General features: G+C 64.1%; 14 protein-coding genes and 3 pseudogenes. 9 read left to right on the top strand and 8 right to left on the bottom strand.

The features are described from left to right. From HC022_RS09515 to HC022_RS09500, 4 genes and pseudogenes are all read left to right on the top strand, one after another. Window positions 1-208: hypothetical protein (locus tag HC022_RS09515; RefSeq protein ID WP_217703940.1), on the top strand; the 208-nt coding region annotated here is incomplete at its 5' end. Further along, window positions 205-1,617: a TRAP transporter large permease subunit gene (locus HC022_RS09510; protein WP_167452261.1), complete on the top strand. Its 1,413-nt coding sequence runs from the start codon at window positions 205-207 to the stop codon at window positions 1,615-1,617. The genes HC022_RS09515 and HC022_RS09510, both read left to right, overlap by 4 nt. A 15-nt stretch (window positions 1,618-1,632) precedes the next feature. Next, entirely contained in the window at window positions 1,633-2,400 is a 768-nt protein-coding gene (locus tag HC022_RS09505) for an HpcH/HpaI aldolase/citrate lyase family protein (RefSeq protein ID WP_254885026.1), read from the top strand. A 390-nt stretch (window positions 2,401-2,790) separates the two neighbouring features. Further along, window positions 2,791-3,716: pseudogene (locus HC022_RS09500) on the top strand (transposase). A gap of 21 nt (window positions 3,717-3,737) precedes the next feature. Here the strand turns inward: HC022_RS09500 and HC022_RS09495 are convergent. Further along, window positions 3,738-4,073 (bottom strand): hypothetical protein, encoded by a 336-nt coding sequence (locus tag HC022_RS09495; RefSeq protein ID WP_254885025.1) that lies wholly within the window; start codon window positions 4,071-4,073, stop codon window positions 3,738-3,740. Window positions 4,074-4,114: 41 nt separating this feature from the next. Here HC022_RS09495 and nikR point away from each other — a divergent pair, with 41 nt between their 5' ends. After that, a complete protein-coding gene (gene nikR, locus HC022_RS09490) occupies window positions 4,115-4,600 on the top strand; it encodes a nickel-responsive transcriptional regulator NikR (RefSeq protein ID WP_089963810.1) in 486 nt (161 codons plus the stop codon). On the opposite strand, the gene nikE is transcribed toward nikR, so the two are convergent. From nikE to HC022_RS09460, 6 genes are all read right to left on the bottom strand, one after another. Then, the gene (gene nikE, locus HC022_RS09485; RefSeq protein WP_167452260.1) at window positions 4,578-5,381 is read right to left on the bottom strand and encodes a nickel import ATP-binding protein NikE; all 804 of its coding nucleotides are present in this window, start codon (window positions 5,379-5,381) and stop codon (window positions 4,578-4,580) included. The two genes, nikR and nikE, sit on opposite strands and share 23 nt — an antisense overlap. After that, window positions 5,378-6,151 (bottom strand): ATP-binding cassette domain-containing protein, encoded by a 774-nt coding sequence (locus HC022_RS09480; RefSeq protein WP_167452259.1) that lies wholly within the window; start codon window positions 6,149-6,151, stop codon window positions 5,378-5,380. The genes nikE and HC022_RS09480 overlap by 4 nt, the downstream gene beginning before the upstream one ends. Beyond that, window positions 6,148-7,026: a nickel ABC transporter permease subunit NikC gene (nikC, locus tag HC022_RS09475; RefSeq protein WP_167452258.1), complete on the bottom strand. Its 879-nt coding sequence runs from the start codon at window positions 7,024-7,026 to the stop codon at window positions 6,148-6,150. Before nikC ends, HC022_RS09480 begins: the two co-directional genes overlap by 4 nt. Continuing rightward, entirely contained in the window at window positions 7,023-7,967 is a 945-nt protein-coding gene (gene nikB / locus HC022_RS09470) for a nickel ABC transporter permease subunit NikB (RefSeq protein ID WP_008887985.1), read from the bottom strand. Before nikB ends, nikC begins: the two co-directional genes overlap by 4 nt. Window positions 7,968-7,973: 6 nt before the next feature. After that, complete coding sequence (gene nikA / locus HC022_RS09465; protein WP_217703938.1) at window positions 7,974-9,563, bottom strand: nickel ABC transporter substrate-binding protein; 1,590 nt, start codon at window positions 9,561-9,563, stop codon at window positions 7,974-7,976. A 165-nt stretch (window positions 9,564-9,728) separates the two neighbouring features. Continuing rightward, the gene (locus HC022_RS09460) at window positions 9,729-10,274 is read right to left on the bottom strand and encodes a TetR/AcrR family transcriptional regulator (RefSeq protein WP_167452257.1); all 546 of its coding nucleotides are present in this window, start codon (window positions 10,272-10,274) and stop codon (window positions 9,729-9,731) included. Window positions 10,275-10,349: 75 nt separating this feature from the next. Between HC022_RS09460 and HC022_RS29830 the strand changes: the two are divergent. From HC022_RS29830 to HC022_RS09445, 4 genes and pseudogenes are all read left to right on the top strand, one after another. Beyond that, window positions 10,350-11,074 (top strand): annotated as a pseudogene (locus tag HC022_RS29830) (MFS transporter); the annotation flags it as partial. Next, a complete protein-coding gene (locus HC022_RS29825; RefSeq protein ID WP_368484643.1) occupies window positions 11,057-11,815 on the top strand; it encodes an MFS transporter in 759 nt (252 codons plus the stop codon). The pseudogene HC022_RS29830 and the gene HC022_RS29825, both read left to right, overlap by 18 nt. A 23-nt stretch (window positions 11,816-11,838) precedes the next feature. Continuing rightward, window positions 11,839-12,399 carry a GNAT family N-acetyltransferase gene (locus HC022_RS09450; protein ID WP_167452256.1) on the top strand — a complete coding sequence of 187 codons (561 nt, stop codon included), beginning with the start codon at window positions 11,839-11,841 and terminating at the stop codon, window positions 12,397-12,399. A gap of 166 nt (window positions 12,400-12,565) precedes the next feature. Then, window positions 12,566-13,840 (top strand): annotated as a pseudogene (locus tag HC022_RS09445) (transposase); the annotation flags it as partial. Window positions 13,841-13,950: 110 nt separating this feature from the next. Here the strand turns inward: HC022_RS09445 and HC022_RS09440 are convergent. Beyond that, window positions 13,951-14,149, bottom strand: a 199-nt coding sequence (locus tag HC022_RS09440) for an ATP-binding protein (RefSeq protein WP_167452262.1), incomplete at its 5' end; no start/stop codon positions are given.

Below are 14,149 nucleotides of genomic sequence, written 5' to 3'. Positions count from 1 at the left end.
GGCCATGACCGGCATTCCGCATCGCTGGATCATCAAGTCCTTCGTGCCGCTTGGCGCCACGGTGCTGCTCATGGCGCTGCTGTCGACGCTGATCCGACTGGGGCTGTTCCTGAGCGGCCCCGCCCCGCTGCGCCGGGAAGCAGGGAAACGGCTGGGCATGCTGGGTATTGCGCCTGCGGCCATCTCCGAGCGGAAGGCTGAAGCATGATCGAAGCGATCAAGTGGCACCTCTACGACTACATCGGCGGCTACATGTTCCTGGTGCTGGCGCTGTCGCTGTTCCTGGGCTTCCCGGTCGGCCTGACGCTGGGTGGCCTGGCGCTGCTCTTCACGATGGCGGGCATCGGGCTGGACCTGATGTCGGTGAACGAACTCTTCCTCTACGCCGACCGCCTCTGGCAGACGGCGGCCGTGAACCAGGTGCTGGTCGCCGTGCCGGCCTTCGTTTTCATGGGGATCATGCTGGAGAAATCCCGCGTCGCGTCTGAACTGCTGCGTGCGCTCCAGCTGATCCTGGCCAAGGTGCCCGGCGGCCTGGGCCTGGCGGTGACCCTTCTCGGGACCATCATGGCCGCCACGACCGGCATCATCGGCGCCTCGGTCGTCATGCTGACGATGATGGCGCTGCCGGCAATGCTGGATGCGGGCTACGACAAGCGGCTTGCTTCGGGCACCGTTGCGTCTTCGGCGACGCTGGGCATCCTGATCCCGCCGTCGATCATGCTGGTGATGATGGCGGACCTGATGGCGATCCCGGTAGGGGACCTCTTCCTTGCGGCCGTCGTGCCCGGGCTGTTGCTGGCTGGTCTCTACTGCGTCTACATCATCTTTATCGGCATCTTCAAACCGGATCGCGCGCCCAAGATCGCCCGCTCCGCGGGAGAGATCGGCGCCGCAAACATCGTGCGCCTGATGCTGAAGGGCTTCGTGCCGCCGGTGATCCTGATCACCCTTGTTCTGGGCTCCATCTTCGCGGGCTGGGCTACGCCGACCGAGGCTGCGGGCATCGGGGCCTTCGGGGCCATGCTGCTGGCGTTTTTCAACAAGCGCCTGACAGGCAAGATCCTGAATGAAGTCTGCGTCGATACGGCCTCGACCTCTGCCATGATCTTCCTGATCATGGCGGGCGCGACGGCCTTCTCCTACACGTTCCGCGCGCTATATGGCGAAGACCTGATCCTGGATTTCATCGCCTGGATGGACCTCAGCCACTGGGGCTTCCTGATCCTGCTGATGACGCTGATCTTCTTCCTGGGCTTTTTCTTCGACTGGCTCGAGATCACGCTGATCGTGCTGCCGGTCTTCGCTCCAGTCATTGCCGGCATGGCGCAGGAGTTCGCTCCGGTGCTGGGGATCGAGAACCTGCCGATCGGCGATCAGCGCTCGCAAATGCTGTTCTGGTTCGCCGTGATCGTGGCGGTGAACCTCCAGACCAGCTTCCTGACCCCTCCCTTCGGTTTCGCACTCTTCTTCCTCAAGGGCAGTGCGCCGCCCGAGGTGAGGATCACCGACATCTACAAGGGCATCTTTCCCTTCGTCCTGATCCAGCTGACCGGCCTCGCCCTGGTGATCGCCTTCCCGCAGATCGCCCTGATGCTGCCACGACTGCTGGACTGACCCCGGAGACCTGACATGACACATTCCCTGAAGACCCGGTTGACGACCGGTGAGTTCATCAAGGCGGCCTGGGCCCACTTCGGCAGCCCCGACGTCTGCGAGGCCATGGTGCGGGCAGGGTGGGATACCATCCTGATCGACGGCGAACATGGCCTCGGAGGGCTGGTAGATTGGGTCGCCATGGCCCGCGCGGTCGAGCTGGCCGGTGGAGAGGTGGTGCTGCGCGTGCCCGATACCTCCGCCTCGACCCTGCAAAAGGTGCTTGACCGGGGGTTCCGCACGCTCGTCGTGCCCCATGTCGACAGCTACCAGATTGCAAAGGCCGTGACCGAGGCCTGCCTGTTCCCGCCCCGGGGACACCGCAGCTTTGCCTCACCGCTGGTGAAGGCCTCAGACTATGGCGCGCGGGCGGACTACACAGAATCTGCCCATGAAGAGCTCTGCCTGATGCTACAATGCGAACATGCCAGCGCGGTGGAGGATCTGGCCCGCATCGCCTCGTTGCCCGCCTGTACGTCGATCTTCATCGGGCCGAACGACCTGGCGGGCTCGATCGGCTATCTTTGCCGGGACCGGGAAGAAGAGCCGATGGCCCTGAAGGCCCGCGCCGAGGCCGCCGCGCGCGATTGCGGCATTCCCTTGGGCACCATCCTTGGCCCAGAGGGGTTCGAGAACCTGCGACAGCAGGGCTACGGGTTCGTCGTAGGCCCGAGCGACGTTACCCTGCTGACCGGCGCGGCACGATTGGCGCTGGCCGACGACGGATCGGCTAACGGCTATTGAGGCTTCCTTTTGGCTAAGTCGATTGGTCTCTAATGCTCAGAGGGCGGCATAGGGGGTCGCAGAGCCGCCACGATGGTGGCGGCCTGCTCTTCCAACAAAGGGGCCGAGACCAGCACCGACAGCTATATCAGCTGCTATCATATCAAGGATGCCAAGATGGCGAGAGTCTACACTGACGCAGGGGAGCCGTCCCTCGAACAGACCGCACGGCATCGCGCGAGCTGGAAGAACTGGCTGTGAACCAGCATGCAAAATTGACCCAGCCGCGGGGCGATCGGCATCCATAAGTGCCCCCTTACACTGATGTTAACCATGCCCCCGAGGGGCGTTGTTGCATATCTCTGATGCCAGCGGATTCACTTTGCGAAGCCATGCGGTTAAATGGGCTGCATGAGCAAGCCACCTCCTGCCCGCTATCGTACGACGACCTGGTCCAGCGACAACGCGTCGCTGCGCAAGCGGGGGTCTCTGCTGATCCACTGACCGACAGGGCATTGCGCGGCAATGTCCCGAGAGGTTGGGTGGACAAGGATATGATCTGGCACGCCCCGCGTGACGGGCGGCCGGGACGCCCGCCGGTCTTTTCCGATGCCACTATCCAGCTCTGCCTGTCCACTGCCCGACAGGGCCTTGTGCAACAAGGTCCCGAAAGGGGATCAGAATTCTGTTCAGGCTAGCGTTGCGCCAGACCGCCGGGATTGTAGCCAGCCTGCTCGGGTTAGCGGGGCTGGACTGGCCCGTACCGGACTTCTCCGCCCTGTGCCGCAGGCAGAAAACCCTGGCCGTGCAGATCCCCTATCGCCGTGCTGACGGGCCGTTGAACCTGCTCGTGCCCTCTCGGGACATCACTGCGTGATACCCTGCCGGGTGACGGACAGCACCGGCATCAAGTTCCTCGGCGACGGCGAAGGGCAGGCCCGCAAGTATGGCCCGCAGGGCCGGCGGCAGTGGCGCAAGGTCCATCTGGCCATGGATCCGGCCACTTCGGACATCCGCGCCGTGGAATTCACTCCCGGCCGCGACGGCCTCTCTCGTGGTTGTGCGGCGCTAACCACTGTCGGACAGTGGACAGCCCCGTGCTGCCAGACCTGCTGAGCCAGATCCCGGTGGGCGAGCAGATCGGCACCGTCACCGCCCCCTCTCGGCAGATTGCTGCGCAATGCCCTGCCGGGCAGTGGATGCGCTGCCTGAAAGCCTTCGGCGAGCGCATCGCCGCGAGAGACCCCGACCGCCAGACCGCCGAGATCCACATCCGTATCGCCCTCATGAACCGCTTCTCGGCCCTCGGCACCGCCGAGATCGAACGCGTGGCATGACGTCAGCGGGGTAAGGGGACGTCACGCCTCAAGCCGGATTTCTGCAACAATGCAGGTCAGATGGCAGAATGGGCAGCGATGCTCGTGTCCGAAATGGTCACCGCAGATGTCGTCGGGCGACAATCCAAGCGCAGCAACCTCGGCGCGGATGATGGTGTTTTCGTCGGGCGCCATCATCCGCGCGGAAGCAATGCTTCCGACTGCCAGAAGCAGTACGGCAAACATTGTGATTGCGATATGTCGCGCGCGGGAAACCATTTTTTCAGGATGCATGCCCTGTGCAACGGGAGACATAGGCTTGTGGAATACATCTCGCATTTTATGGCATACGCGCATCAAGACTTGATGCCATACCACGTAGGGGAGGTTTCATGTCGCGTTTCAGCTGACGAGGATGCATGCAAAGAGTCACGATCACTTTGTCCGATGACATCGCAGACGCATTGGACGCCCTGATGTCCGAAAGCGGTGCGGGAAACCGCTCGGAGGCGATCCGGGATCTCATTCGGCGCGCGATGACACGCAACCACGACGGGGTGCCGGAACAGTCGCCGTGTCTCGGCGTTGCGTCCTATACGGTCGATCAATCCGTCCGAAGCCTTGGCGCGCGGCTGGCGCAAAGACGGCTTGACGGACATGACCGACATGTGGCTGCCCTTTCCATACCCCTCGATCACACGACGGCCTTGGAGGTCGAAGTGACCCGAGGCCCGCTCGGTGTGCTGGTTTCGGCGGCAGAGGCGCTGTTCCTGGAACGCGGCGTGGCACATGGGTCCCTATCGCTGATCCCGGTCGACGAAGAAGACAGGACCCATGTCCACGCTCATGATCCCGCGTCGCGTCCGCACAGCCATCTGACCGTCAAGCCGGGATTTCCGAGATAGATCGCGGATAAGGCGGAAGGATCGCCTCTCGGAGCGCCCGCGATGCTGGATGCGCAAGGGCCGAAAGCCTGCCGGAAGCGGCCTCCTCGACAAGACGCCCCTCTGCCATCACCAGCACACGTGCCGCGAAACGCTCGACCAGCCTCAGGTCGTGGGTGACAAAAAGGCAGGCGATGCCGGTCGACTCCCGAATTCTCGCGATGAGGTCCAGAGTGACGGCCTGCAGATGGAGATCGAGGTTGGAAACCGCCTCGTCAAGGATCAGAAGGCGCGGCGACGGCGCCAGCGCGCGCGCGATGCAGACCCTTTGCAACTGCCCGCCGCTCAACTGTCCGGGGCGCGCATCGGCCATCGCCACCGGCAGCTCCACCTGCGCCAGCAATGTCGCGACCCTGTCCCGCCGCTCTGCGCCGGTCAGAGGTGTCAGATGGCGCAGCGGCTCGGCAATGATCCGGCCCACTGTCAGGCGGGGATTGGTGGCTTCGGGGCTATCCTGAAACACCATCTGTACAGCACGGCGCATTCCCTGCCGTTCCCTGGCCGTCAGACTGCGCAGGGAACGCCCCTCGAACAGGACCTCGCCTGCCGTCGGCGTCTCGAGACCGCACAGCAGGCGGGCCAAGGTGCTCTTGCCACAGCCGGAGCGACCAAGCAACGCCACCGTCTCGCCTTGCCCGATCTCCAGCGAGATGTCCGACACGGCAGTGCGCTGGCGTGTGCCCCCGAGAAGACTTCGGCTGACATAGCGATGCGTCAGGTTGCGGGCGGAAATCAGGCTCATGCGGAAAGCTCCAGACCATAGAGGGCAAGGTGCGCGGAAATCAGCATCCGCGTGACCGGATGGCGGGGCGCGTGGAAGATCTGCCCGACCGGCCCCTGTTCGACCAGCCGTCCCGCATCAAGCACCGCCACCTCGTCGGCCAGTCGCGCGACAACGCCCATGTCATGGGTGATCAGCAGCAGTCCGAGCCCCCTGCGGTCGCGCATCTTCGCCAGCAGATCCAGAATGCGCGCCTGCACAACGAGGTCGAGATCCGTCGTCGGCTCATCCGCAAAGAGGAACTCCGCCCGGCTCAGCAGCGCGATCGCGATGGCCATGCGCTGCAGCATGCCGCCGCTCATCTCGAAAGCATGCAGATCGAGGATGCGCGCCGGATCTTCCAGCCCGACGTCTTCGAGCACCTCCCTGGCTGCAGCCTCGTCCCAGTCCTTCTCCAGCGCAACCATCGTTTCCCGCAGATGGTCGCGCATCGAGCGCAGCGGGTTGAAGCCGCTGCGCGGGTTCTGCAGGATCGACGCAACCCGCCGCCCCCGAAGGCTGGCGGGCCGGACAGGTGTGCCATCAAGGTAGACCTGCCCGCTGACATTCAGGTTGCCCGCGGCGATACCAAGGGCGGCGGCGCAGGCGGTGGATTTTCCCGAACCGCTTGCCCCCACCAGCGCCAGCACACGGCCCGAAGCCACGGTAACGTCCAGACCGGAGAGGATCTGCGTCGGCTCGCGCCCTCCGGTCGAGACGCTCAGGTTCGCGATATGCAGCGTCCGGGTCATGCGTGCGCCCCCTTCAGATGCGGATCCAGACGATCGCGCAACGCGTCGCCCAGCAGGTTGAAGGCCATGACGGACAGGAACAGCGCCAGCCCTGGCCAGAAGATCAGCATCGGCGAGGTCCAGACGAACTGCCGCGCATCCGCGATCATCACGCCCCACTCCGCCGTCGGGGCCTGAACGCCCAGCCCGAGGAATGACAGGCCCGACACATGCAGCATCATGTGCCCGATATCGAGCGTGGCCAGCACGATCATCTGCGAGAAGGTTGCCGGCAGCAGATGCTCGACGAAGATGCGGAAGCGTCCGGCACCGGAAAGCTGCGCGGCGCGCAGGAAATCCCGGTGGCGCATCGACAGCACGATGCCCCGGGTGATGCGCGCGTACCAGGCCCAGTGCGACAGCGCGATCGCGATGATGACATTGACGAGCCCGTTCCCCAGCATCCCGATCATGAAGAGGGCAAGGATCAGGGTCGGGAAGGTCATGAATACATCGGCCACGCGCATGATCACCTGATCGGCCCGCCCGCCTGCATAACCTGCGATGCCGCCGAGGCTCAGCCCAATGCCCAGGATGATGGCGAGAGTGATCATGACGCATCCGAGCGAGACCCTGGTGCCGGCGATCAGGCGTGAGAGGATGTCTCGCCCCAGATGGTCCGTCCCCAGCAGGTGACCCGCACTGCCGGCTGGCTGAAGACGGGTGGCCAGATCAACCGCATTGGGATCATGCGGCACGAGCCACGGACCTGCGAGTGCCGCCACGGCGAGCAGCAAGACGATAGATCCTGCGATCCACAACAGACCCAGTCGGAACCGCCGGGCGGGGTTCAGGGGCCGGATTCCCCGCGAGTTTCCAGAAGACACGGGGGTCATGCGGTATCTCCTGTGCTGCGGCGTATGCGTGGATCGGCCAGCGCATAGACAATGTCGACAAGGAGATTGCAGAGCACGAAGATCACCACCATCAGAAGCGTGAAGCACTGGATCACCGGGTAATCCCGGTTGAGGATCGCCGAGACCGCATAGCGGCCGACGCCGGGCCAGCCGAAGATCGTCTCGATCACCAGCGTGCCGCCAAGCAGCTCGCCGACATGCATCCCCATGGCGGTGATGATCGGCAACCATGCATTCCGCAGGATGTGGCGCCGCTCGACGACCCGGTCAGAGAGGCCGCGCAGACGCGCGTAGCGGACATGGCGCTGGCCTGCCACCTCCAGCATCGAGGCCCTCAAGAGCCGCGCGTTGATCGCAAGTGACATGAAAGCCACGGCGATGACCGGCATCACCAGGCTGGGCGGCCCGTCGCGGCCCATCGGAGGGAGCCAGCCGAGATGGACCGAGAACACCATGACCAGAAGAAAGCCGAGCCAGAAGTTCGGCATCGAGACCCCGAGGAAGGCAATCAGCCGCACTGCATGATCGGGCCAGCGGTCCCGATACCGCGCGGCCCATATCCCGAGCGGCACTGAGATAATCATCGTAAAGGCGAGCGCCGTGCCTGCCAGCGCCAGTGTCGCTGGCAGAAAATGCAGGATATCGGGCAAGACAGGCCGCTGCAGCGCGTAGGATGTGCCGAAGTCTCCGGCCAGCGCGCGGCCGATCCAGTTCAGGTATTGCGTGCTGAGCGGCAGGTCGAGGCCAAGGAACCGGCGGGCCTCCTCCAGCGCCTGTGGCGTGGGCGGAACCTTAGACAGGCGCAGGTAGTCGAGGGCGGGATCGCTCGGCCCGAGGCGGAGCATCAGGAAGATCACCAGAGAAGCACCGAAAAGCATCGGCACGATCAGAAGCAGTCGGCGCAGGATATAGGCAGTCATGGAGGATCAGGTATCCGGCGTCAGTTTCTCGAAGGGGATTTCGCTCGACATGGCACCGAAGGCCAATGGCCCCACCTCGGGCCGGGCCACCGCCATTGCCGTGGCATAGGTCAGCGGCAAGTACACTGCCTCCTCATGGAAGCGCGTCAGAAGGTCCCGGTAAAGGTCGGCCCGCTGCGTCTCGTCGGTGGAGATCAAGACCTCGCCGATCTTCCGGTCGATCTCCGCCTTGTCCGCCAGACCCAGCTGGGCCTGATAATCGGCATGGGACGGCACGCGCATGGAGCTGAGGAAGGCATGCGGGTCATAGGGGGCACCCCATGTGCGGTTGAAGATAAGGTGGAATCTGCCATCGCGCTGGCGGGCGTAGATGCTGCTTTCCTCTTCTCCGATCAGATTGATACCGATCCCGACGGAAGCGAGATCTGCCTGCAATATCTCGGCCTTCGCCTTGGCCACGGCATCGGTGCCGACGAAGCAGAGGTCGAGGATCAGAGGCGCGCCATCCCTCGTCCGGGGCTGCCCCTCGCCCGTCACGGTCCAGCCGTCCTGCTCCAGGATCTTCCGCGCCTGCTCCGGGTTATGGGCATAGGGTTCGAGCCCGATGTCGGCATAGGGCACGTTGGGCGCGAACAGCGTGTCGGCCCGCCGCTCCGTGCCATGCAGGATCAGCGCGATCAAGGCGCCCTTGTCGACGGCGTGATTGATCGCCCGGCGCACGGACAGATCCCGCGTCGCCCCCCGCGCGGTATTCAGCGCCAGATCGCTGGTCTCCATCGGCGCGGACAGTCCGGTGGTGAAGTCTCCCATGGCCGCGAACTCAGCGTAAGAGTCCGGCGAAAGCGGCCCCTCGACCCCGTAAACCATATCGATCTGTCCGGTCCGCAGGGCAATCGCGCGGGTATTGGGATCGGGAATGACCTGCACTTCGACCTCGGCATAGGCAGGGGCATCGCCCCAGTAGCGGTCATTGCGGGAGAAAAGATCGCGTTCCCCTAGCGAGCTTTCGATCAGCATCCAGGGCCCCGTCCCCACCGGGGCGACGATCCCGTCCTCCGTGCCGCCGTGAATGAATTGCGACGGCGCGATGAAGCGGAACGGACGCGGCAGCGCGAGCTCCTGCAGGGCAGGATAATACGGATCCTTCAACGACAGCTTCAGCGTCATCGGCGCGACCACCTCGGCGCCAACGATCTGGTTGGCCAACTCCAGCCAGGCATGCCGCGCACGATTGGCGAGTACCGCGTCGATATTGGCCTTCGCCGCAGCTGCATCGAACGGTTCACCATTCGAGAACATGACGCCCTCGCGCAGCTCGAACGTATAGGTGCGCCCGTCTTCCGAGATGCTCCAGGAGGCCGCGAGCCAGGGCACGACCTGACCGTCTTCCCGGTAGCGGACCAGAGGTTCGTACACCATGTTCTGAGCGAACATCTGGTTGGGCGAATAAAGATGCGGATTCAAAGGTCCGACGTTCGATGGCCAGGCGAAGCGCAGGCGCTCGGCCGCGCTGCGGCCAGCTGCGACGCTGCCGAGTGGCGATGAGATGACGGCACCCAGAACGGGCAAAGACAAGAATGAGCGACGCGAGAACATGGCACCTCCGAGTATGATTTTTATAATTTTATATCATACTCGCAGTTGCCGTACCGCTATCGACGTGTCAATACAATTGGCCTGGCAGCCGTTCTTCGAAGAACCAAGGAACGGCTGCCAGGCTGTGGGTTCGGCACTTGCAGCTTCGGCCGTCGATGAGGTTCACTACTCCGGTGTTCCAACCAACGTCTGCAAGATCTCCTCAACGTCATCCAGCAGTTCCGCCCAGCTTTTCTCATCGTTCAAGCCGTTGATCCGCATCAGGAACAGGCCCTCGACTGCCAGGAAGGCCACGCGGGCGGCGCGGGGTTCCGGCCCATCACCGGACAGGCGGGCGAAAACCCCGCGATACCAGTCGCGGGTCTCCCGCAAGTTTGCCGGGTCCTCCAGATAGCTGACCAGCAGCGCCGCCATCTTGGCGTTCAGCGCCTGCTGCGAGGCGCGTGTCGCCGCGATGTAGCGCCGCACGAAGCGCACCGGGTCCTCGGGCGGTGGGTCGCCCAGCAGTTCGTCGAACTGCGCGGTCCAGCGGTCAATCAGCGCACGCACGATCGCGTCCTTGCTGGCGAAGGAATACTGCACCCCGCCCTTGGACACGCCCGCGGCCTGCGCCAGAGCGCCAATGGTCAGCGCGGCCCCGCCACGGCTGCGCACGATGTCCTCGGCCACGTTCAGCAGCCCGTCGCGGGTGATCCTCGCCGTCCGGCCCATCGCTTCCTCCGAGCTATTGCAATCCATACGTATGTATTTAAATCAACATCTGTCCGAAGACTCAACAGGCGCGCGATGACCACCCCACGTCCCGATCCCAAGCGCTGGCTGGTCCTGCTGGCAGTGATGCTGGCCTTCCTCCCGGTTGTGCTGGACATGACCATCCTGCATGTCGCGGTGCCCAGTCTGACCCAAGCCCTGCGTGCCTCGTCGACCGAGGTGCTGTGGATCATCGACATCTATCCGCTGCTGATGGCGGGGTTGCTTGTGCCGATGGGCACGCTGTCGGACCGGGTCGGCAACCGGCGGATCCTGTTGGGCGGGCTGGTCGTCTTCGCCGCCGCCTCGGCCTTTGCGGGGCGATGATCATGCCCTGTGTGCTGGGGCTCATCCGCAAGACCTTCGAGGATCCGGGCGGACGGGCCATGGCGCTCGGGCTCTGGGGGACGGTCGGGGCCGCGGGCGCAGCCATGGGTCCCGTGGTCGGCGGCGCGCTGCTGGAGCAATTCTGGTGGGGGTCGGTCTTCCTGATCAATGTGCCTGTCATGCTGGTCGTGGCCCCGGCCTGCTTCCTGCTGCTGCCCCGGGCCGAGCGCGTGAGCCCGGGTCCCTGGCCCCTCGGCCAGGCGCTGCTGCTGATCGCGGGGATGATTGGGGTGGTCTATGGCATCAAGGCGGGCTTCGGCGCCAAACATCCGCCCGTGGTGACGGGCGCCGTGCTTGCGGGCGGCGCGGCCCTTCTTGTGGTTTTCGTGCGCCAGCAGCTGCGCGCCGCGGCGCCGATGCTGGACCTGTCGCTGCTGTCGCATCCCGCCATCCTGGCGGGGCTGATGATGGCGCTGGTGGCCTCGGGTGCCTTGGCCGGGGTCGAGCTGACCCTGGCGCAGGAGCTGCAATTCGTGCTGGGCAAGACGCCGCTCGAGGCCGGGCTGTTCATGGTGCCGATCATGGCGGCAGCGGCCGTGGGCGGGCCGATAGCGGGCTGGCTGTCCAACCGCTTCGGCCTGCGCCTGGTGGCGGCCCTGTCGCTCGCCCTGGGGGCGCTGTCGCTGCTGTTTCTGGCCTATCAGGATTTCCACGATCCCGGCTGGCATGTCCCCGCTGTGCTGGCCCTTCTGGGCCTGACGCTCAGCATCGGGCTGACCGCATCCTCGATCGCGATCATGGGCGCGGTCGAGGCCGAGGATGGCGGCGCAGCGGGATCGCTGGAGGCCACGGGATACGAGCTGGGCACGGGCCTTGGCATCACCGTCTTCGGCGTCTTCATGGCCAGCACCTTCGCAGGCGCCATCGAGATGCCGGCAGAGCTGCCCTCCGATCTGGCCGCCGCGGCCTCCCGCAGCATAGGCGACGCCTACATCGTCGCCGCGGGGCTGCCGGAAAACCAGGGCGCGGCACTGATCGCCGCCGGCAAAGCGGCCTTCAGCCAGACCCATGCCGTCCTGCTGACCAGCGCGGCCGCCGTGATCATGGCCCTGGCGGGGGCTGTCTGGATCACCCTTGCAGGGCACCGCCCGTCCGCCGACGCCGCGACCCATTGAACCCCGGGCCGAAAGGGACATCCATGAAGCCGATCGAAACCGAACGCCTCGTTCTTCGAAACTTCCGCCGCGAGGATGCGGGCGGGCTGCTGGCATATCTGGCCTCTCCGGTCGCGAGCTGCTTTCTGTCGCTGACCCTGCGGGACATGGATGCCGCCCTGGCCGAGGCCGACCGGCGCGCCGCGGACGACACCCAGATCGCCGTCTGCCTCAAGGACAGCGACCAGCTCATCGGAGACCTCTTCGCACATCCCGAGGGGGACACGGTCTCGGTTGGCTGGAACTTCAATCCGGCGTTTTCAGGACAGGGCTATGCATTTGAGGCTGCACACGCTCTGTTTGCCGATCTGTTTGAGGCCCAAGACATGCGCCGCCTCTATGCCTATGTCGAAGATCACAACGTGCCCTCGCAGAAGCTTTGCGAACGGTTGGGAATGCGACGGGAGGGGCTGTTTCTGGACTACATTTCCTTCCAGAACGACGATGCCGGCCAGCCTGTCTACGAGAACACCATGCAGTACGCATTGTTAAAACGCGAATGGGGCGCCTCCTGCAAGCAGCAGGCGCAATGCAAGTTCAGGTAAGTCGTCTGGCAACGACAATTGCAGAGCTTTATCAGCTTGTTTTGGTAGAAGGCGGCGGTGGGCATTGGGGCCGACGGCCACATAGGGCGTATTTCGTTGAAAAACTCGCCCTTGATCGAAGCGCTTGCGGCTGATTCAATTCCCGCATTGGGTGGGAGGACTGGCGATGATGGGACCGCGGCAGGAGGCGCAGCCGGCGCTGTTCTAAGAGCTCTCGCTCGAGGATCATGTGCCCCAGAGCCACCTCCTGCGCTCCATCGACCGGTTCGTGGATCTGTCTGGCCTCCGTGCCTACCTCGCCGATTTCTACAGCCATACCGGGCGGCCTTCCGTCGATCCCGAGTTCCTCATCCGGATGCTGCTTGTTGGGTATTGCTTCGGCATCCGGTCGGAGCGGCGGCTGTGCGAGGAGGTGCATCTGAAGCTGGCATATCGCTGGTTCTGCCGCTTGGATCTGAGTGACCGGGTCCCGGATCACTCGACCTTCTCGAAGAACCGGCACGGTCGGTTCCGTGAGAGCGAGTTGCTGCGGCATTTTTTCGATACGACCGTCGGTCGGTGCATCGAAGAGGGCTTGGTCAGCGGGCAAAGGATGGCCGTTGATGCCCCGCGGGCCGTTCGCGAGTATCCAGAGACGCTGGACGAGGCCGCGTTTGGTGCCGCTAGCGAGGTCCAGCCGAAGTTCACCTCCCACTCGGATCCGGCAAGCCAGTGGACGGCAGCTCGCAAGGGCCCGGCATTCTTCAGCTATTCCGACAACTACCTGATCGACACGAACCATGGCGTCATCGTGGAGGTGGAGGCCACCTGGTCGATCCGGCAGGCATTGGTCGGTTCGATCAGGACCATGCTGGAGCGCGTAAAGGCCAGGTTCGACCTTCACCCCGAGCGCCTGATCGCGGACACCGCCTGCGGCACCGGGCCGATGCTGGGCTGGCTGGTCGAGCGCAAAATCGCACCACACATTCCGGTCTTGGACAAGTCCGAGGGCACCGATGGCACGTGGAGCCGGGCGGACTTCGGGTGGGATGCCGAGAACGACCAATAGATCTGCCCCGAAGGCCAAACTCTGAAGCCGTTCCGCCGGAACTATTCCGACCCGAACCGTGGGCCGACCGGACAGGGCAGAGCGAAATACCGTGCCCTGAAACTGGCCTGTCAGGCCTGCCCGTCCAAGGCAGAATGCTGCCCGGACGCAGATGCCAGATCCATTCCTCGTGAAGAACATGAAGATGCCCGGCAGGTCGCCCGCGAGATCGCCAAGACCGACCAATACGTGATCTCGATGAAGCTCCGAAAGAAGGTCGAGATGCTCTTTGCTTATCTTAGGCGGATCCTCGGCCTCAACCGGCTCCGATTACGCGGCCCATGCGGCGCAAACGACGAATTTCTCCTCGCCACAACCGCTCAGACCATCCGGAAACTGGCCACGGTCCTTCCTGCTGCTGGTGGTCACCTAAACCGACATGCGCGATCAGGGCGTGTCATCATATGCGGGCAATCAAAAGCGACAGCCCTGTTCACCCGCACTGACACTAACCGACAAAGGAGTCAGATTGCCTTTCGTCGCAAGGATGGGCCTGATAGTTCAATGCGATGCGCGGCGCTGGTCAGTCGATCAAGGATCGCATCCGCGATCGTCGGGTTATCAATGAAGGCATGCCAGTTTTCGACTGGCAGCTGGCCGCAAACGATGGTCGCGCGTTCACCGATACGATCATCCAGAAGCTCCAGAAGGTCGTGCTTGCCC

This window comes from Salipiger sp. HF18 (genome assembly GCF_011806505.1).
Taxonomy (GTDB): Bacteria; Pseudomonadota; Alphaproteobacteria; order Rhodobacterales; family Rhodobacteraceae; genus Salipiger; species Salipiger thiooxidans.
The sequence above is the reverse complement of the archived record's forward strand: the minus strand, read 5'-3'. Positions and strand labels throughout refer to the sequence as shown.